The organism is Streptosporangium sp. NPDC023615 (assembly GCF_040640155.1).
Classification (GTDB): Bacteria; Actinomycetota; Actinomycetes; order Streptosporangiales; family Streptosporangiaceae; genus Streptosporangium.
The window spans coordinates 1-18563 of record NZ_JBFABE010000036.1 but is presented as its reverse complement, the minus strand read 5'-3'; the positions used below and the strand labels follow the sequence as shown (position 1 = coordinate 18563).

The following is an 18563-nucleotide window of genomic DNA, read 5'->3' as shown; positions in this document are numbered from 1 at the left end:
CGGCCCCGTGATCACCCCTGCCACCGGCTCGGCCGTCCCCGCCGCCCACCTCGCCGATCCTGCGGCCGAACCCGCCGCCGACCTCGCCGCGCGGGCCGTGCGGGTCGCGCTCGCCGTGAGCCACGAGCTCTGCACCCCCGCGGAGCGGCTGCTGTGGGCCAGGCTCTCGGTCTTCGCCGGGGGCTTCGAGGCGGCCGGCGCCGAGTGGGTCTGCGGCGGAGAGGACCTGCGTCACGTGCCGGAGCTGCTGGAGCGCCTGGCCGGGCGGTTCCTGCTGGAGCGGATCCCCGGCGGCTACCGGCAGCCGGCCGCGGTCAGGGAGTACGGCGGGCGACGGCTCGCCCTGCTGGGCGACGAGGCCCGGACGGTGCGCCGGCACCGCTACCACTGCCTGGACCTGGCGCGCAGGGCCGAGGCCGGCTGGTACGGCCCCGACCAGGAGGAGTGGGCGGCCCGGCTCGCCTTCTCCATGACCGACCTGCGCGTCGCCCTCGGCGCGACCTCCCCGGTCCGCGTCGAGCTGGCCGGCACGCTCTGGATCCTCTGGTTCTGCCTGGGCCGGCTCAACGAGGGCCGTCATCACATGGCCCGGGCGATCGAGACGGCCCCGGTGACCGACCCCGGCCTGCCCCGGCTGCTCTGGGCGGACGCCTGCGTGGCCATAGCCCGGGGCGAGCTGGAGCGGGGCCGCCGCCGCGCCGAGGCGGCCCTGTCCGCGGCGCTCGACTGGGGGGACTACGCGGCGGCCGGTCACGCCCAGCTCGGGCTGGCCAGCCGGTCACTGCTCGCCGGCGCCCTGGACGAGGTCGAGCCCCGCGTCGAGTGCGTGCGCGCGTACTTCCGCCGGGCCGAGGCCGCCACCGCCGGCGAGCCGCTCGCCATGGTGACGGCGGCGACGGCCGTCACCTGGCGCGGCGAGTTCGACCGGGCCGTCTCGGTGCTCCAGGAGGTGCAACGGCTCTGCGACGCGCGCGGCGAACGCTGGGTCCGCGCCTGCGGGGACTACGTGCTGTCCATCGCCCAGCTCGGCCTGGGCCGGGTCGCCGAGGCGGCCAAGGCCGCCCGGCAGTCGCTCGACGTCAAGTGGCGCCTGCGCGACGCCGCCGGCGTGGCCCTGGCCGTCGACCAGCTCGCGGTGATCGCCGCGGTCGAGGGCGACGGCCGCCGTACCGCCAGGCTCCAGGGGGCCGGGATGCGGCTCGGGGCCACCTTCGGTCTCCGGGACCTGGGCTCCGAGGGCATGTCCGAGCCGAGGACCGTCGCCCAGCGGACCGCCAGGCAGCTCCTGGGCGACGAGACCTACGAGGCGCTCTTCGCCGAGGGGTACGGGGACGAGCCGGACGCGGCGGTCGCCTACGCCCTGCGCTGACGTCCGCCGCCGGCGCCCGGGGCACGGGCCCCGTCCCACCGGCCCGTCCCGCCGCCCCGTCCCGCCGCCCCGTCCCGCCGTCTCGTTCCGCCGTCTCGTTCCGCCGTCTCGTTCCGCCGTCTCGGCCGCGGGGGGCCGGCCGTTCCGCTCAGCCGTCCGACGCCAGCCAGTCGTCGATGCCCTGGAAGAGCTTCTTGCGCGTCTCCTCCGGCGCCGCCGAGACCCGGATCGACTGGCGGGCCAGCTCCGCCAGCTCCGGGTCGGAGAAGCCGTACACCTGCCTGGCGAGCTCGTACTGGGGCAGCAGCCGGGCGCCGAAGAGCAACGGGTCGTCGGCGCCCAGCGCGATCGGCACCCCGGCCTCGAACAGGCGCCGCAGCGGCACGTCCTCGGCCCGCCCGACCACCCCGAGACCGACGTTGGACGTCGGGCAGACCTCGCAGGCGATGCCCCGCTCGGCGAGGCGCTCCATGAGCCGCGGCGACTCGGCCGCCCGGACCCCGTGCCCCACCCGGTCGGCCTCCAGCACGTCCACGCACTCGGCCACGCTGGCCGCGCCCAGCAGCTCCCCGCCGTGCGGCACGGCCAGCAGCCCGCCCCGCTTGGCCAGCCGGAAGGCCCCGTCGAAGTCGCGGGCCCGGCCGCGCCGCTCGTCGTTGGAGAGCCCGAACCCGACCACTCCCTGGTCCATGTAGCGCATGGCGAGCCGGGCGAGCGTCTTGGCGTCCAGGGGGTGGCGGGTGCGGTTGGCGGCCACCACCACCGCGATGCCTATCTGGGCGTGGTCGGCGGCCCTGCGCGTCGCGTCGAGCATCAGCTCCATGGCCGAGGTGAGACCCCCGAACGTCGCGGCGTACCCGGAAGGGTCGATCTGGATCTCCAGCCAGCCCGACCCCTCGGCCGCCTCGTCCTCGGCCGCCTCGCGCAGCAGGCGGTAGACGTCGCTCTCGCGCTGCAGCACCGAGCGCGCGATGTCGTAGAGCCGCTGGAAGCGGAACCAGCCCCGTTCGTCGGTCGCCCGCAACTGCGGGGGCCAGTCCTCCTGCAGGGCGTCGGGAAGGTGGGAGCCGTGCTCGCGGGCCAGTTCGACGAGGGTCGAGTGCCGCATGGAGCCGGTGAAGTGCAGGTGCAGGTGAGCCTTGGGCAGGTCGCTGAGGGGACGTGGCATTTCAACATGGTGCCGTACCCGGGGTGGTGGGGATGTTCCTTGGTCTCAACCTGACGGGGTCCTCATACGTTGGGGAGGGCGGAAGGGGACCTCGATGACGGAAGAAGACGAGGCGGCCTTCGACGAGTTCCTGGCCGCACGGAGTACGGCGCTGCTGCGTACCGCGATCCTGGTCTGCGGCGCCTCGCCGCACGACGCCGAGGACCTGGTGCAGAACGCGCTGGAGAAGATCTACCGGCACTGGAGCCGGATCCGGCACGACAATCCCGAGTCCTACGCCCGCAGGGTCGTGGTGAACGCCGCGATCGACGTCTCCCGGCGCCGCAGGGTGATCCAGGAGATCACCTTCGCCCGTTCCCCGGAGACCGCGGTGGTCCCGCCGGTCGAGGTGCCGCGCGCGATCAAGATGACCGTGGCCGAGGCCAGGGCGGTCCTGGAGGCGGCGGGCCTGACGGCGAGCGTCGAGGGCGAGACCGCCGAGGCGGGCCTGGTGGTCGAGCAGACCCCCGACATCGGGGAGAGCGTCCCCCACGGGTCCACGGTCAGGCTGGTGGCGATCGACCCGGCCCGGCCCGCGCCGTCCTCGACGACCGGCGGCTCCGAGGAGAGGACGGCGATGCCGCAGGACCTCGGTGACCTCGGGGACGGCCGCGCGTTCGGCGGCGTCAGGTTCGGCTACCTGCCCGACGGCCTGGAATGGGGGAAGTGGTCGGGCAAGAACGGCTTCGGCACCACGAGCTACACACGACGTGGCGGCGGCCGGGCCTGCCCGAGGGAGAGTACGACGTCCAGGCCGTGGTCTACCGGGACGGCGCGGTCGCGCAGCTGAGGAAGCGGATGAAGGGGTACGGACGGCAGGGCGCCGAGCCGATCACGATCGACGGGCGCACCGCGTACCTCGTCCGGGCGGGCGAGGCCGCCTCCCGGATCGACGAGAACGGCACCCTCACGCTCGTGTGGACCGAGAACCGGGACGTGGCCGTCGAGGTCATGATGAGCCCCGGCTACGCCGGTGGGTTCGGACCGGGCCGAGGCCGAGATGAGGAAGATCGCCGAAGGGGTCGAGCCCACGGAGTGAGACCGGGTCGGCGGTCGATCCCTCTGGTCGTTTCCCCCGCGCTCCCGTAATTACTTTTTCACCTCAAAAGTGTTATTTCGGACGGATGCCACCGGTTTTCGGTGGCATCCGTCCATATCTCATTCCGCCATATGTCAAGGAAATCTGGGAAACGGGCTTTCAGTCGAGCGCGCCCCCGTGCGACCGTAGAGCCACACGTAGTCGAAAGACGCTGGGGCTGCCATGGAAGCGGACGTCTTCGTCGGCAGGGAGACCGAACTCGCCGACGTGTCCGCCCTGCTCGAAAGGGTGCGGCACGTCACGCTGACCGGCCCCGCCGGAGCCGGCAAGAGCGCCCTCGCCCTGCGGCTGGCCCGCACCCTCGCGCCGGCGTTCCCCGGCGGGGTGCACGTCGTGGAGCTGGCGGAGGCGCCCTCGGACCTGGACTCCCTGACGGAGGCCCTCGCCGGCGCGATCGGCGCCCGCCACCGGCCGGGGAGCCCGCCCCTGCACTCCCTGGTCGACGGGCTCGCCGACCGCCGGACCCTGCTGGTCCTGGACACCTGCGACCGCGTGGTCGGCGCCGCGGGCATCCTGGTCGGCCTGCTGCTGCGCTCCGTCGAGGAGCTGCGCGTCCTGACCACGAGCAGGCAGCGGCTGGGCCTGCCCGGCGAGCACCTCTACCCGGTCGGCGGGCTGTCCGGCACCGAGGCCGTCGAGCTGCTGACCGCCCTCGGCCTCGACCGGCCCGGCCTCGACCGGCCCGAGGGGGATCCGGCCGGGTTCTGCGCCCGCCTGGACAACCTGCCGCTGGCCATCCGGCTCGCCGTGACCGGCCCCCGGGCCGGCGGCGACGTCCACCGGCACACCTCCATGCGCGCCGCCCTCGGCTGGAGCCACGAGCTCTGCACCCCGCTGGAACGCCTGCTCTGGGCGCGGACCTCGATCTTCGCCGGCACCTTCGACCTGGAGGCGGCCGAGGCGGTCTGCGCCGACGACGCCTTCGCCCCCACGGACGTGCTGGACGGACTGCTCGGCCTGCTCGACAGGTCCGTCCTGGTACGCGAGGAGGGCGAGGGCGGGGTCCGCTACCGCATGCCGAACACCGTCCGCGCGTTCGGCGAGGTCTGGCTCGACCGGCTCGGCGAGACCGAGGACGTCGGACGCCGCCACCGCGACCACTACCTCGCCCTGTCCGCCCGCGCCGAGATGAGCTGGCAGGGCCGCCAGCTGGAGTGGTACCACCGGCTGGTCCTCGAATGCGGCAACATGCGCGGCGCCATCGAGTACTGCTACTCCAGGCCCGAGGAGTACCGCAAGGGCCTCGACCTGGTGGGCAACCTGTGGTTCCTGTGGGCCTGCTGCGGCATGCAGGCCCCCGGCGACGACCTCCTCCAGCGCGGCCTGGACCTGGAGCACGCCGCAGGTCCCGAACGGGTCAAGGCCCTGTGGGTGCACGCCTGGGTCTCCATCCAGCGCGGCGACCTGAAACGCGCCGAACAGGCCCTCTCCGAGTGCGCCGCCCAGGACGCCGACGGCTGCGCCACCGCTTACGTCAGCCAGTTCCAGGCCCACCTGGCCGTCGTCAGGGGCGACGTGGGCGAGGCGCTGCGGCTCATCAAGCACGCCCGGGTACGGCACCGCTCCTCCGGCAACGTCTTCCCCGGCTTCCTGCCCACCTACACGGTGGTCGCCACCGCCATGATGCTCACCGGCCGCCACGACCAGGCCGTGTCCGTCCTGCGCGAGGGGCGTGAGCTCTGCGAGTCCTGCGGCGACTACTGGACCCTCATCCGCCTGGACCTCCTGCTGGGCCAGGCCGAGCACTTCCTCGGCAACACCGTCTCCGCCGCCGGGTCCGCCCGCGGCGCGCTGCGCGGGGCCCGCCTGTTCGGGGACACGATCTCGCTCATGGAGGCGCTGGAGGTGTTCGTCGTGATCGCCGAGTCCTCCACCGACGACGTCACCGCCGCCACCCTGTTCGGGGCCTCGCGGGCCGCGTGGAGCGACACCGGGATCCCGCCCAGCCGGTCGCCCATGATCGCACCCCTGCTCCGCACCGCCGAGCTGCGGCTGCGCGGGCGCCTGGGCAGGGCGGAGTTCGACCGGCTGGTGGAACAGGGCGGGGCGATCGACCTGCGGGACGCCGTGGACCACGCGCTGCGGGAGGATCCTTCTTGACGCGGCACGGCAACCTGCCGATCGAGATGAACAGCTTCGTCGGCCGCGCGGCCGAGCTCGACGAGATCGCGAAACTGCTCGACCGCGGCCGTCTGCTCACCCTGCACGGGGCCGGGGGCGTCGGCAAGACGCGCCTCGCCCTGCAGGCCGCCCGCATGCTGCGGGACGACCACCCCGACGGGGTCTGGCTGGCCGAGTTCTCCGCCGAGACCGACGGGGACCGGCTCGCGGGCGTCGTCGCCGGGGCCTTCGGCCTGCACGAGGCCACCGGCCGCCCGATCCTGGACTCCCTCGTCGACTTCCTCTCCGGACGGCGGCTCCTGCTCGTCCTCGACGCCTGCGAGCACCTCGTCGGCCCCTGCGCCGCCGTGGTCTCGGCCCTGCTGGCCGGCGCGCCCGACATCCGGATCATGGTGACCAGCCGCCAGGAGCTCGGCCTGCCGGAGGAGGTCGTCCTGGCCGTCGAACCGTTCCCGGTACCCCCGCCGGAGGCCGCCGACCTCGCCGGGTACGACGCGATGAGCCTCTTCCTCGACCGCGCCACGGCCGTCGCCCCCGGCCTGCGCACCGACGAGCGGGCCATGATGGCCGTCGCCAGGCTCTGCCGGAGGCTCGACGGCATGCCGCTCGCCATCGAGCTGGCGGCCAGCCACATGCGCGCGCTCTCGGCGACCCAGCTCGCCGACCAGTTCGAGAACCGCTTCGCGTCGTCCCCCGGCGGCGTGGGAATGCTCCTGCGCCACACGCTGAGCGCCGCCACCGCCTGGAGCCACGAGCTGTGCACCCCCGCCGAACGCCTGCTCTGGGCGCGCCTTTCGGTCTTCGCGGGCGCCTTCGGCACGGAGTCGGCGCGCGGCGTCTGCGAGGACGAGAGCCTGCCCGACGTGCCCGCCGTGCTCGCCTCGCTCGCGGCCAAGTCCGTCGTCACCCGGGTCGGCGACCGCTACCGGCTGCTCGACACCATCAGGGACTACGGCCGCGACCGGCTCGACGAGCTCGGCGAGACGGTGCCGATGACCCACCGTCACCGCGACCACTACCTGTCCGCCGCCCTGCGGATGAGCGTGCGCTGGTTCGGCCCGGACCAGCTCGAATGGGCCGACTGGGCGTACGGGGAGCTGCGCGACATCAGGGCGGCCCTCGACCGCTGTCTCGACTCCGGCGACCCCCGCACGGGACTGGAGCTGGCCGGCGCCCTGCGGGTGCTCTGGTGCCACCTGGGCCTCGTCCGCGAGGGTCGCCGCTACCTGGACCGTGCGCTGGCCGCGGTCCCGGGCCCCGACCGGACGAGGTCGAGACCGCTGTGGGTGGCCGCCCACCTCGCGATCATCCAGGGCGACATGCCGCTGGCGCGCGCCAGGGCCGAGGAGGCGCTGGAGTCCGCCCGCCTCCACGGGGACGTCGAGGCCGAGGCCGAGGCCCAGCTCCGCCTGGCCGGGACCGACCTGCTGGCCGGTGACCTGGAGGGCGCCGTGAAGCACGTGCTGCGCGGCGCGAGGCGGCTGCGGCGGGTCCGCAAGGACGCGCACGCCGTGCTCCTGCTCCCCCTGCTGCTCGCGGTGATCGCCACCTTCGACGGCGACCTGGACCAGGCGGTGGGGATCCTGCGCGCGACGCGCCGGCGGTGCGAGGAGCTCGGCGAGCTGTGCCAGCGCGCCATGGGCGACTACGTCCTCTCGCTGGCCCTGTACAACCGCGGAGAGGTCGCCGAGGCCTCCGCCGCGGCCAGGGCGGCGCTGGAGGTCAAGTGGCGGCTGCGCGACACGGTCGGCAGCGTCCTGGCCATCGGCCAGCTCGCCAGGACGGCCGTCGCCGAGGGCGACGGCCGTCGCGCGGCCTGGCTCCTGGGCGCCGCCCGGCGGATCTGGATCACCTTCGGGCTGCCCGGCCAGGGGGTGGACTCGGTGTTCGAGCTCCGCGAGGCCGCCGCGAACCGCGCGGCGGCCCTGATCGGCGAGGCCGCCTACGCCCGGGCCTTCGAGGAGGGCGCGGCCGCCCACTACGACGCCGCGGTGGCCTACGCCCTGGGGCGCTGACCCCGCCTGACCCCCCCTAACCCCCCCTAACCCCGCTTGACCTCGCCGGGCCTCGCCGACCCGTCGGGACGGACCCCGCCGGACCCGATCGAACCTCGCCGGACTCCACCGGCGCCCCGCCGGGCGCCGCGCCCGCCCTCCCGCCCGGCCGCCGCGCCGTGCTCAGCCGGCCTGGCCGAGGAACTTGGCGAGGCGGCTCACACCCTCGACGAGATCGTCGTCGCCGAGCGCGTAGGACAGCCGGAAGTACCCCGGGGTGCCGAACGCCTCGCCCGGGACGACCGCCACCTCCGCCTCCTCCAGGATCAGCTCGGCCAGCTCGGCGGACGTCGCCGGGCGCCTGCCGCCGAACTCCCTGCCCAGCAGCCCCTTGACCGACGGGTAGGCGTAGAACGCGCCCAGCGGCTCGGGGCAGATCACGCCCGGGATGTCGTTGAGCATCCGGACCATGGTCCGGCGCCGCCGGTCGAAGGCCTCGCGCATCTCGGCCACCGCCGAAAGGTCGCCGCTCACCGCGGCCAGGGCGGCGATCTGGGCGACGTTGGAGACGTTGGAGGTGGCGTGCGACTGCAGGTTGGCCGCGGCCTTGACGACGTCCTTGGGCCCGATCAGCCAGCCCACCCGCCAGCCGGTCATCGCGTAGGTCTTGGCGACGCCGTTCAGGATCACCACCCTGTCGCCCAGCTCGGGCACCACGGTGGCGATGCTCGCGAACGTCGCGTCGCCGTACGTGAGGTGCTCGTAGATCTCGTCGGTGACGACCCACAGGTCGTGCCCGGTCGCCCAGCGGCCGATCTCCGCGACCTGCTCGGGGGTGTACACCGCGCCGGTCGGGTTGGACGGGGACACGAACAGCAGCACCTTCGTGCGGTCGGTGCGGGCCGCCTCCAGCTGCTCCACGCTCGCCAGGTAACCGGTGGTCTCGTCGGTCACCACGTCGACCTGGACGCCGCCCGCGAGCTTGATCGCCTCGGGGTAGGTCGTCCAGTACGGGGCGACGACGAGGACCTCGTCACCGGGGTCGAGCAGCGTGGCGAACGCCTCGTAGACGGCCTGCTTGCCACCGTTGGTGATCAGGACCTGGGCCGCGTCCACCCGGTAGCCGGAGTCGCGGAGCGTCTTGTCGGCGACGGCCTGCTTCAGCTCCGGAAGGCCGCCGGCCGGCGTGTACTTGTGGAACCTGGGGGTCCGGCAGGCCTCGGCGGCGGCCTCGACGATGTAGCCGGGAGTCGCGAAGTCCGGCTCGCCGGCGCCGAAGCCGATGACCGGGCGGCCCGCCGCCTTCATCGCCTTGGCCTTGGCGTCCACGGCGAGCGTGGCGGACTCGGAGATCGCGGAGATACGCGCTGAGATGCGAGGACGGGTCATGACCCCATGGTTACAGACCCGTGCCGCTCGTCCCGCCGGATATCCACCATCCGGACGGGTTCGCGGCCCGTCCGCGCGGTGCCGTCACGGGTCCGCGGCCCCCGGCGGGCGGCCCGCGGGAGGCCGGCGGGGTCGCGCAGGACGCTCGCGGGCCGCCGGCCGCCCTCCGGAGGCCCTGGTCACGGCGCCGGCGGGACGGCGGGAAACCCGTGACCAGGGCACTCACCCGCCGGTTCGACGTGATGGCCAATCACCCGTAGACTCCGGCATGGTCTTTCCGCCGCATGCGTGAACCGGCGGTCAAGACCGTGAGCCACGGACAAACTTCGGTCCAACCGATGTATGGTGGTTCATGTCTTAGGGCACTAGCGCAATTGGTAGCGCACCGGTCTCCAAAACCGGCGGTTGGGGGTTCGAGTCCCTCGTGCCCTGCGAGGAGCGGTCCGCGCATCTGGCGTCTAGCGCGCCGCTGATATGCGTTGGACTCGAAGGATTCAGGTGAGGACTGTGGCGATCGACACGCGCGGCGAAACCGCAGACAAGCCGAGCGGTGAGAAGAAGACGAAGCGGACTTCTCCCGCCCTTTTCTATCGGCAGGTCGTCGCCGAGCTGCGTAAGGTCATCTGGCCTACGCGTAAAGAACTGATCTCTTACACCATCGTCGTCCTGGTGTTCGTTCTGCTCATGGTCGGTATCGTGTCGGCGTTGGACGCGCTCTTCACCGAGGGTGTGCTGAGAATCTTCGGCGGAGCCTGAGCCACGCCATCCGGCGGGCGGGGCGCACCACGGACGAGCCATCAGCCATCGACCATCGACGAAAAGAGAACGAGCACCGTGTCCGAGTCTGCACAGTCGGCCGGCGGGTCCCGCGACGAGCGCGAGGACGAGCTGGAGAAGGCCGTCGACGTCACCGGGGATTCGCTTGACGAGTCCGGCCGGGAGATCGCCGATGCCGATGCCGACGCCGAGATCGCGGAGGCCGGGTCCGGCGGCGACGCCGAGGCGCCCGATGCCGACGAGGAGATCGCGGAGGCCGGGCAGACCCCGGCCGGTGCCGCCGACGAGGACGGTGACGAGAACGACGCCGTCGACGAGGACGGCGACGTCCTTCCCGACGTCGACCCGGTCGAGGAGTTCAAGCGGCACCTGCGCGGCCTGTTCGGCGAGTGGTACGTGATCCACTCCTACGCGGGCTACGAGAACCGCGTGAAGTCGAACATCGAGACCCGGACGCAGTCCCTCAACATGGAGGACTACATCTTCCAGGTCGAGGTGCCCACCCACCACGTGACCGAGATCAAGAGCGGCAAGCGCCAGCTGGTCAAGGAGCGGGTGCTCCCCGGCTACGTTCTGGTGCGGATGGAGCTCACCGACGAGTCCTGGTCCGCGGTGCGCAACACGCCCGGCGTGACCGGCTTCGTCGGCCTGTCCAACAAGCCGAGCCCGCTGAGCCTCGACGAGGTCGCCAAGCTGCTCGCGCCCGAGCCGTCCGAAGAGGTCAAGAAGTCCACCGCCAAGGCCTCGGCCGCGACGGTCGACTTCGAGGTCGGCGAGTCCGTCACCGTCATGGACGGCCCGTTCGCCACGCTTCCCGCCACGGTCAGCGAGATCAGCGCCGAGTCCCAGAAGCTCAAGGTGCTCGTGTCGATCTTCGGTCGTGAGACCCCGGTGGAGCTCTCGTTCAACCAGGTCTCGAAGATCTGATCCGGTCACGTAGACTTCGTTAGTCTGCCCCGCGTTCGCGGGGACGGTTCCACGATCGCGGCGCCGGTCAAGGCGCGGTCGCGATCGGCCCCGCGCGTGCGGGGATTGCTGGAACGTCGCTCAGAGAAGAAGGACCCGGAGAGAATCATGCCTCCCAAGAAGAAGGTCGCAGCGCTGGTCAAGGTTCAGCTTCCCGCTGGCCAGGCCACGCCCGCCCCGCCGGTCGGTACCGCCCTCGGTCCGCACGGCGTCAACATCATGGAATTCGTGAAGCAGTACAACGCTGCCACCGAGGCCCAGCGCGGCAACATCATCCCCGTCGAGATCACCATCTTCGAGGACCGCAGCTTCACCTTCGTCACGAAGACGCCCCCGGCGCCCGAGCTGATCAAGAAGGCCGCCGGTGTCGCCAAGGGTTCGGCCGTCCCGCAGAAGGACAAGGTGGGCAAGCTCACCCGTGAGCAGCTGCGCCAGATCGCCGAGACCAAGATGCAGGACCTCAACGCCAACGACGTCGAGGCGGCGGAGAAGATCATCGCCGGCACCGCGCGGTCGATGGGCATCACGATCGCCGACTAGCACCATCCGCCGCACGTGCCCGGCGGCGATCCCGCGGCGGTGAACACGCCCGCGGATCGGCCGGAAGGCGACGGCCGCGACCACGGTCGCAGCACGACACCGTACGTCGACGTCAAGTGGAGGGGCCGGCGCAGGCCCGTACCACGGACACTCGGATTCACAGGAGTGAGCAAGTGAAGCGCAGCAAGGGATACCGCGCCGCAACGGCGCAGGTCGACCGCGAGACCCTCTACAGCCCCGCCCAGGCGGCCAAGCTGGCCAAGGAGACCAACGTCGCCAAGTTCGACGCCACCGTCGAGGTGGCCCTGCGGCTGGGTGTGGACCCCCGCAAGGCCGACCAGATGGTGCGCGGCACCGTCAACCTCCCGCACGGCACCGGCAAGACCGCCCGGGTCCTGGTCTTCGCGACCGGCGACCGTGCCGAGGAGGCCCGTGCCGCGGGCGCCGACATCGTCGGTGCCGACGAGCTGATCGACGAGGTCGCCAAGGGCCGCCTCGACTTCGACGCCGTCGTCGCCACGCCGGACCTGATGGGCAAGGTCGGCCGCCTGGGCCGCGTGCTCGGCCCCCGTGGCCTGATGCCGAACCCCAAGACCGGCACCGTCACCCCGGCCGTCGGCAAGGCCGTCACCGACATCAAGGGCGGCAAGATCGAGTTCCGTGTCGACCGGCACGCGAACCTGCACTTCATCATCGGCAAGGTGTCCTTCGGTGAGCGCCAGCTCATCGAGAACTACGCCGCCGCCCTCGACGAGGTGCTCCGTCTCAAGCCGTCCGCGGCCAAGGGACGCTACGTCAAGAAGGTCGTCTTCTCCACGTCCATGGGCCCCGGCATCCAGGTCGACCCCAACCAGACGCGGGCGCTGACCGCCGAGCTCGACGCCTGATACCAGACGTCTTCCGCGGAAGGCCTCAACCGAATGGCCATTCGGTTGAGGCCTTCTTCGTTCTCCCGAAGGACGCGCCCGGCCGTGTCGACGCGTAGTGTCGTAAGTCAGGATCATCGGGGGAAACGAAGGAGTGAGGACGAAATGCGCCGATTGGCTCCCGCACTTGCACTGGGAGCGGCCGCGCTCGTCGCGGTCGCGGGATGCGGTACGCAACAGGGCACCGTAGCCCTCGGAAACGTCAAGCTCGCCGCCGCCGACGCGGTGCAGCAGAGCGCACAGAAGGCGGAGACGGTCACCTCGTACTCCGCGGACGTGGTCCTCGACGCCAAGGGCGACGAGAAGAGCACGGGCAAGGTCCAGGGCAGCATGCTGTACCGGAGCCAGCCCACGCTGGCGGTCGACATCAGGCTCGACACGATCGCCTTCGGCGGGCAGAACGTGCCCGGCGGGGCGCGCGCCATCCTGTCGGACGACACCGTCTACGTGAAGTCGGAGATGCTGAACAGGATCGGCGGCGTCACCACGCCGTGGGTCAGGGTGCCGCTCAGCAAGGTCGACGCCCAGGGACAGGCCGAGATCAAGAAGTTCATGGACCAGGCCAGGCAGTTCGACCTGGCGGGCACCGTCAAGATGCTGACCGCGTCCAAGGACGTCAAGGCGGTCGGCACCGAGGCGGTCGGCGGGGTCGACACGACCCACTACAGCGGGACCTTCCCGGTCGCCGAGGCCGCGCGGCTGGTCGACCCGGCCGAGCGCCAGAAGCTCCAGGAGAGCCTCTCGCACGCCAAGAACGTGAAGTTCGACCTGTGGGCCGACGCCCAGAGCCTGCCCCGCAAGGTGACGCTCAGCGGCTCCGAGAAGGACGCGACGTTCAACCTGACGGCCCTCTTCAAGGGCTTCAACGAGCCCGTGGACATCGCCGCCCCGCCCGCCGACCAGGTGGGCGACCTGCCCGAGGGGCGCGGCGGGAACTGACGCCCCTCGCCCCACGCTCTTTCGCCCGCGCCTCCGGTCCCTCGACCGGGGGTGCGGCTCCGTTGTACGGGCAGGGCGCGCGGGGGTGCGCGGGGGCGCGCAAAGGGCGCAGGGGCGAGGGCGGGGCGTGCGAGGGACGCGACGGTGACCCGGGAGGGACCCGTGAGGGACGCGTGAGGAGGCCGTGTGAGGGACGCCGCGCGGCGGTCCGTGCCCCCGGAGCGCGAAAGGCCACCGGGACGCCTGGGATGTGTCCTGGGGCGCCCCCGGGGGGAGCCGGAGGCCGCGCCCGGGGACGATTTGGCATCCGGGGCGGCAGGACGTAAGCTGTCAACGCCGAAGACCGCCGGTCGTCGTCGGGCCTCATGGCCTGCCGACCTAAAGGATCCACGTCAGTGGACGGCCCGCGTAGGTGTGATGTGAGTTTTCATTTGGATTGACCTCCTAATGTGAGCCCCGTGCGCCTGCGCCGGGGCTTGTCCGTTTTCTGGGCGCCTTTGCCCCGGCGGCACATCTGGAAGGAGGCCCATGGCGAAGGCAGAAAAGGCAACGGCTGTCGCAGAGCTGAAGAGCAGCTTCGACGGCTCCAGCGCTGCCGTTCTGACCGAATACCGCGGTCTCACCGTCGCACAGCTCAAGCAGCTGCGTGTTTCTCTCGGTGAGAATGCGAAGTTCGCCGTGGTGAAGAACACGCTGACCAAGATCGCGGCCTCCGAGGCCGGGTTCAGCCAGCTCAACGACCTGCTCGCGGGTCCGTCGGCGATCGCTTTCGTCAACGGCGACGTGGTCGAGGCTGCCAAGAGTCTGCGTGAGTTCGCCAAGGCCAATCCCCTCCTGGTCATCAAGGGCGGTGTGGTCGACGGCAGGTCGATGACGCCGACCGAGATCAGCAAGCTTGCCGACCTCGAGTCGCGCGAGGTCCTCCTCGCGAAGCTGGCCGGTGCCCTGAAGGCGAAGCAGGGCCACGCGGCCGCCGTCTTCAACGCGCTGCCCACCAACATGGCTCAGCTGGCCGAGGCCCTGCGCGCCAAGCGCGAAGGCGCCGGCGAGTAGGTCCGCGCAGGCGGTCACAGGGGATTAACGCAACCGCGGTCCCAACTTTCCCAGCACGTCACATCCGTATGGAGGAACCACCATGGCGAAGCTCAGCACCGACGAGCTGCTCGACGCTTTCAAGGAGATGACCCTTCTTGAGCTGTCCGACTTCGTGAAGGTCTTCGAGGAGACCTTCGACGTCAAGGCCGCCGCTCCGGTCGCCGTCGCCGCCGCGGCCGCCCCCGGTGCCGCCGCCGCCGAAGAGGTCGAGGAGCAGGACGAGTTCGACGTCGTCCTCGAGGCCGCCGGCGAGAAGAAGATCCAGGTCATCAAGGAGATCCGCGCCCTGACCAGCCTGGGCCTCAAGGAGGCCAAGGACCTCGTCGACGGCGCTCCCAAGTCCGTCTTCGACGGCAAGGTCAACAAGGAGCAGGCCGAGAAGGCCAAGGCCGCCCTCGAGGGTGCCGGCGCGACGGTCACCGTCAAGTAGTTCGTTCGTTCACGCGACAGGAGCGGGTCCACCAGGTGCCGGTGGCCCGCTCCTTTCGTGTGCGCGCCCTCTTTCCGCGCGCCCTCTTTCCACGCGCCCTCTTTCCACGCGCCTCTTTCCATGCGCCTCTTTCCGCGTGCGCCACCCTCCTCCGCACGCCGCCCTCCCTCGCGCGCCGTTCCTCGCGCACCGCCGGAGGTCTCCCGGGGGGACGCGGGGCCGGGCGCGGAACGTCGAGCCGCCCGCGGGGCGGCGACGGCCGGGGAAGCTATTGGACCCTCTTCCAATTCGGGCGATCGCGGCTACCGTTGTTCCCATCGCGGGCTCGCGCCGGTGGAGTCCTCCGCCGCGCAGGGGCGGACGCCGTCCGGCGGGCCCACAGGAGGGCGGCAGGGTGGGCGTCGAGGTCGTGGTCGAGGGGCTGACCAAGTCGTTCGGCAGGCAGGTCATCTGGGAGGACGTCACGCTGACCCTCCCCGCCGGAGAGATCTCCGTGCTGCTCGGCCCCTCGGGCACGGGCAAGTCCGTCTTCCTCAAGACCCTGGTAGGCCTTCTGAGGCCCGAACGCGGCCATATCTGGATCGACGGGCACGACCTCGCCAACTGCGGCGAGAACAGGCTCTACGAGCTCAGGAGGCTGTTCGGCGTCCTGTTCCAGGACGGGGCCCTGTTCGGCTCGCTCAACCTCTACGACAACGTGGCCTTCCCGCTGCGCGAGCACACGAAGAAGAGCGAGACCGAGATCCGCCGCGTCGTGATGGAGAAGATGGAGCTCGTCGGGCTCGTCGGCGCCGAGGGCAAGCTGCCCGGCGAGATCTCCGGCGGCATGCGCAAGCGGGCGGGCCTGGCCAGGGCGCTGGTCCTCGATCCTGAGATCATCCTGTTCGACGAACCCGACTCCGGGCTGGACCCGGTCCGCACGGCCTACCTCAACCAGCTGATCGTGGATCTCAACGCGGAGACCGAGGCGACCTTCCTCATCGTCACCCACGACATCAACACCGCGCGTACGGTGCCCGACGGCATCGGCCTGCTCTTCCGGCGTGAGCTGATCATGTTCGGCCCCCGGGAGATGCTGCTCTCCAGCGACGAGCCGGTGGTCCGCCAGTTCCTCAACGCCCGCAGGCACGGCCCGATCGGCATGTCGGAGGAGAAGGACGTCTCCGAGCTGGAGGCGGAGGCCCAGCTCGGGCACGAACCGGGAGGCCTGCCGCCGATCCCGCCGCAGCTCATGCCCAGCGAGGGCCGGATCCGCCGCACGCAGCGCCCGCCGGGGGCGTGGCTGGCCGCCAACGGGGTCGTCCCGCCGCCGGGCTCGTTCCTGGACGAGCGGGGCCGCGACTGGCTCCGGGAGTATCCCCGCCCGGCCACGACGCACACCGGCGGCACGCGCTGAGCGGGCCACGACCGGGCCGCTCGACCGGGCCGGGAGCCCTCCGGCGGCCCGTTGGCGAGACTCCGTACGGCGGGTACGCGAAGGCCGCCATACGGACACCTACGGCGGGTTATGATCCGGCGAGCGTGCCGTTCCCGGAGGCGGGATCGAGGATCGTGCCGTTCCCGCAGGCGGGGGAGCCGCGCTCACCCGCCCGCGTTCCACAGGCCGCGCGAGGGGAGAGAACGCATGGCATCGCACGCCGTCCGTCCGCCCGGGTCCCGTCGCCTGCGCCGCTCCGCCCGCCCCCGCCGCCGGCGGGGCAGGCTCGCCGGGCCGGTGCTGGGGGTGCTGATCGCGCTGCTCCTGGCCGTGGCGCTGTGGGTCGGCGCGGAGCTGCGCGACGCCCAGGCGGCGGCCGACGACAGGCAGGCCGCGACGCGGGCGGCGGGGACGTACGCGGTGCATCTGCTCTCCGTCGGCCACCGTGCCGTCGACGCCGACATCGGGCGCGTCCTGGCCGCCTCCACCGGCAGGGCCAGGGCCGAGTACGCCGGGACCGCCGCCGAGCTCAGACGGACGACGGTCGCCGGGAGGCTGCTGCGCGCCGGCGCGCTGCGCGCCTCCGCGCTGGTCTGGCTGAGGGGGGACACGGCCCGGGTGATGGTGGTGGGTGACGAGGTGATCAGGCGCGAGGGGAGCTCCGACGCGCCACGCGAGCGGTTCCACCGCTGGAACATGGAGGTGACCAGGACCGGGCCGACCTGGCTGGTGTCGCTGGTGGAGCCGGTGTCGTGACGGGAGCCTCCCGGCTGGCGATCGCGCTCATGGCCGCCGTCGCGCTGGCCCTCTCGGGGGTCGTCTGGATCATGTACGCCGACCTGAGCCGCCTGCGCGCCGACGAGAGGGCGGCGCGGGAGGCGCTGGCCACGGCCCGCGCGGTCGCCGCCGACATGCTCTCCTACGACCACCGTACGATCGAGCAGGATTTCGCCAGGGCGGGCGGATACACCACCGGGGCGCTCAGGCTGCACTACAAGGAGCTGGCCGGCGGCGTGGCGGCGCAGGCCCGGCGGGAGAAGGCGGTGCAGCAGGCCGCCGTCACCGGGGCCGGGGTGGAGTCGGCCTCGGGACGCGCCGGCCGGGTGGAGGTGCTCCTGTTCATGAACATCAGCACGGTGAAGATCCTCAAAGGGGGGAAGGAACCCCACCGCGAGACCAGCCGGAACCGGGCCCGTTTCATCATGATCCAGAAGGACTCGCGCTGGCTGGTCGCCGAGATCTCCACCCTGCTCGGCGACCCCCCTCCACCGTGATCGGCGCGCCGCTTCATTCAATTGTTAGCAAAGACCTGGTTTGAGCCTGGCCAAGCCTCGGGTACACCGGCCATGGCAGCGTCGATCGTCGGCCGGAGCATCGGCCGGTGACCGGAACGCCGGGTCACTCTGCGTCAGTCACACCAGGTCGGTCATCGTCTTGGATCGTGGAGGTGTACGCAGGCCACCCGGTGGGAAAACTCCCAGGGCCGCGGCTGTTCCCCGGCCGAAATGTCAGCTCCCGGGCTTGACGTTTCGGTTCCGAAGAGCGATGCTGCGACCAACGTGGAGCTTGCAGTGAGACTGAAGTGGACAGGTGTATGCCGTTCGGCTACACTGCCCCTTTGCGCTGCCCTTTGACGACCCGCTTCTTTTGGTGCTCTGATGCATGGTCGTCTGGCGTGCGTGTAGTCAGTCCGCCGCGAGCCCTCGGAAGGACATCTGTTGGCAGCCTCGCGCAACGCCTTCGCCGTACCCGCCGGTCCCCGTCGTGTGTCTTTCGCACGAATTCAGGAGCCGCTCGAAGTTCCTGACCTTCTCGCTCTACAGACCGAGTCCTTCGACTGGTTGCTCGGCAACGAGAAGTGGAAGGGGCGGGTCGAGGCGGCTCGCCAGGCCGGGCGCAAGGACGTTCCGGCCCAGTCGGGCCTTGAAGAGATCTTCGAGGAGATCAGTCCCATCGAGGACTTCTCCGGAACCATGTCCCTGTCGTTCCGGGATCACCGGTTCGAGCCGCCCAAGTACTCCGTCGATGAGTGCAAAGACAAGGACATGACCTACTCCGCCCCGATGTTCGTCACGGCGGAGTTCATCAATAACACCACCGGTGAGATCAAGAGCCAGACCGTGTTCATGGGCGATTTCCCGCTCATGACCGGTAAGGGGACGTTCATCATCAACGGCACCGAGCGTGTCGTGGTCTCCCAGCTGGTCCGCTCTCCGGGGGTCTACTTCGACCGCAGTGTCGACAAGACCTCCGACAAGGACCTGTACGGCTGCAAGGTGATCCCCTCGCGGGGG

15 protein-coding genes, 1 tRNA gene and 2 pseudogenes are annotated in these 18563 nt (G+C 71.4%); 16 read left to right on the top strand and 2 right to left on the bottom strand.

The genetic code is table 11. The annotated features are described in order from the left end of the window. Nucleotides 1-1369 (top strand): annotated as a pseudogene (locus tag AB0G16_RS23545) (hypothetical protein); the annotation flags it as partial. A 148-nt stretch (nucleotides 1370-1517) separates the two neighbouring features. Here AB0G16_RS23545 and AB0G16_RS23540 read toward each other — a convergent pair. Then, entirely contained in the window at nucleotides 1518-2537 is a 1020-nt protein-coding gene (locus AB0G16_RS23540; protein WP_362808642.1) for an adenosine deaminase, read from the bottom strand. Between the two features lie 94 nt (nucleotides 2538-2631). Between AB0G16_RS23540 and AB0G16_RS23535 the strand changes: the two genes are divergently transcribed. The 3 genes from AB0G16_RS23535 to AB0G16_RS23525 all read left to right on the top strand — a co-directional run bounded on the left by AB0G16_RS23535 (nucleotide 2632) and on the right by AB0G16_RS23525 (nucleotide 7811). Further along, nucleotides 2632-3366 carry a PASTA domain-containing protein gene (locus AB0G16_RS23535; protein WP_362808639.1) on the top strand — a complete coding sequence of 245 codons (735 nt, stop codon included), beginning with the start codon at nucleotides 2632-2634 and terminating at the stop codon, nucleotides 3364-3366. A gap of 471 nt (nucleotides 3367-3837) precedes the next feature. Then, nucleotides 3838-5775, top strand: a complete 1938-nt coding sequence (locus AB0G16_RS23530) for an AAA family ATPase (RefSeq protein WP_362808636.1) — start codon at nucleotides 3838-3840, stop codon at nucleotides 5773-5775. Continuing rightward, a complete protein-coding gene (locus AB0G16_RS23525; protein WP_362808633.1) occupies nucleotides 5772-7811 on the top strand; it encodes an NB-ARC domain-containing protein in 2040 nt (679 codons plus the stop codon). Before AB0G16_RS23530 ends, AB0G16_RS23525 begins: the two co-directional genes overlap by 4 nt. A gap of 162 nt (nucleotides 7812-7973) precedes the next feature. Here AB0G16_RS23525 and AB0G16_RS23520 read toward each other — a convergent pair whose 3' ends face one another. Continuing rightward, entirely contained in the window at nucleotides 7974-9179 is a 1206-nt protein-coding gene (locus AB0G16_RS23520; RefSeq protein WP_362808630.1) for a pyridoxal phosphate-dependent aminotransferase, read from the bottom strand. A gap of 359 nt (nucleotides 9180-9538) precedes the next feature. Here AB0G16_RS23520 and AB0G16_RS23515 point away from each other — a divergent pair. The 12 genes and pseudogenes from AB0G16_RS23515 to AB0G16_RS23460 all read left to right on the top strand — a co-directional run. Continuing rightward, nucleotides 9539-9611, top strand: a tRNA-Trp gene (locus AB0G16_RS23515). Nucleotides 9612-9686: 75 nt separating this feature from the next. Beyond that, entirely contained in the window at nucleotides 9687-9935 is a 249-nt protein-coding gene (secE, locus tag AB0G16_RS23510; RefSeq protein WP_362808628.1) for a preprotein translocase subunit SecE, read from the top strand. A 78-nt stretch (nucleotides 9936-10013) separates the two neighbouring features. Further along, the gene (nusG, locus tag AB0G16_RS23505) at nucleotides 10014-10883 is read left to right on the top strand and encodes a transcription termination/antitermination protein NusG (RefSeq protein ID WP_362808625.1); all 870 of its coding nucleotides are present in this window, start codon (nucleotides 10014-10016) and stop codon (nucleotides 10881-10883) included. A 147-nt stretch (nucleotides 10884-11030) separates the two neighbouring features. Next, complete coding sequence (gene rplK / locus AB0G16_RS23500; protein ID WP_344890079.1) at nucleotides 11031-11462, top strand: 50S ribosomal protein L11; 432 nt, start codon at nucleotides 11031-11033, stop codon at nucleotides 11460-11462. A gap of 173 nt (nucleotides 11463-11635) precedes the next feature. Further along, the gene (gene rplA, locus AB0G16_RS23495; protein WP_362808622.1) at nucleotides 11636-12349 is read left to right on the top strand and encodes a 50S ribosomal protein L1; all 714 of its coding nucleotides are present in this window, start codon (nucleotides 11636-11638) and stop codon (nucleotides 12347-12349) included. Between the two features lie 144 nt (nucleotides 12350-12493). Then, nucleotides 12494-13327, top strand: a complete 834-nt coding sequence (locus tag AB0G16_RS23490) for an LppX_LprAFG lipoprotein (RefSeq protein WP_362808619.1) — start codon at nucleotides 12494-12496, stop codon at nucleotides 13325-13327. A gap of 528 nt (nucleotides 13328-13855) precedes the next feature. Further along, nucleotides 13856-14380 (top strand): 50S ribosomal protein L10, encoded by a 525-nt coding sequence (gene rplJ, locus AB0G16_RS23485; RefSeq protein ID WP_362808616.1) that lies wholly within the window; start codon nucleotides 13856-13858, stop codon nucleotides 14378-14380. An 82-nt stretch (nucleotides 14381-14462) separates the two neighbouring features. Further along, the gene (rplL, locus tag AB0G16_RS23480) at nucleotides 14463-14852 is read left to right on the top strand and encodes a 50S ribosomal protein L7/L12 (RefSeq protein WP_344890067.1); all 390 of its coding nucleotides are present in this window, start codon (nucleotides 14463-14465) and stop codon (nucleotides 14850-14852) included. A gap of 394 nt (nucleotides 14853-15246) precedes the next feature. Next, entirely contained in the window at nucleotides 15247-16248 is a 1002-nt protein-coding gene (locus AB0G16_RS23475) for an ABC transporter ATP-binding protein (RefSeq protein ID WP_362808613.1), read from the top strand. Nucleotides 16249-16476: 228 nt separating this feature from the next. Then, nucleotides 16477-17025 carry a hypothetical protein gene (locus tag AB0G16_RS23470; protein WP_362808610.1) on the top strand — a complete coding sequence of 183 codons (549 nt, stop codon included), beginning with the start codon at nucleotides 16477-16479 and terminating at the stop codon, nucleotides 17023-17025. Continuing rightward, nucleotides 17022-17543: a hypothetical protein gene (locus tag AB0G16_RS23465; RefSeq protein WP_362808607.1), complete on the top strand. Its 522-nt coding sequence runs from the start codon at nucleotides 17022-17024 to the stop codon at nucleotides 17541-17543. The genes AB0G16_RS23470 and AB0G16_RS23465 overlap by 4 nt, the downstream gene beginning before the upstream one ends. A gap of 444 nt (nucleotides 17544-17987) precedes the next feature. Beyond that, a pseudogene (locus AB0G16_RS23460) lies at nucleotides 17988-18563 on the top strand (DNA-directed RNA polymerase subunit beta); the annotation flags it as partial.

Excerpts from the sequence above, each read along its gene's own strand:
- AB0G16_RS23540 (WP_362808642.1), bottom strand. The coding sequence starts at position 2,537 with ATGCCACGTCCCCTCAGCGACCTGCCCAAGGCTCACCTGCACCTGCAC.
- AB0G16_RS23535 (WP_362808639.1), top strand. The coding sequence starts at position 2,632 with ATGACGGAAGAAGACGAGGCGGCCTTCGACGAGTTCCTGGCCGCACGG.
- AB0G16_RS23530 (WP_362808636.1), top strand. The coding sequence starts at position 3,838 with ATGGAAGCGGACGTCTTCGTCGGCAGGGAGACCGAACTCGCCGACGTG.
- AB0G16_RS23520 (WP_362808630.1), bottom strand. The coding sequence starts at position 9,179 with ATGACCCGTCCTCGCATCTCAGCGCGTATCTCCGCGATCTCCGAGTCC.
- rplK (WP_344890079.1), top strand. The coding sequence starts at position 11,031 with ATGCCTCCCAAGAAGAAGGTCGCAGCGCTGGTCAAGGTTCAGCTTCCC.
- AB0G16_RS23490 (WP_362808619.1), top strand. The coding sequence starts at position 12,494 with ATGCGCCGATTGGCTCCCGCACTTGCACTGGGAGCGGCCGCGCTCGTC.
- rplJ (WP_362808616.1), top strand. The coding sequence starts at position 13,856 with ATGGCGAAGGCAGAAAAGGCAACGGCTGTCGCAGAGCTGAAGAGCAGC.
- rplL (WP_344890067.1), top strand. The coding sequence starts at position 14,463 with ATGGCGAAGCTCAGCACCGACGAGCTGCTCGACGCTTTCAAGGAGATG.
- AB0G16_RS23470 (WP_362808610.1), top strand. The coding sequence starts at position 16,477 with ATGGCATCGCACGCCGTCCGTCCGCCCGGGTCCCGTCGCCTGCGCCGC.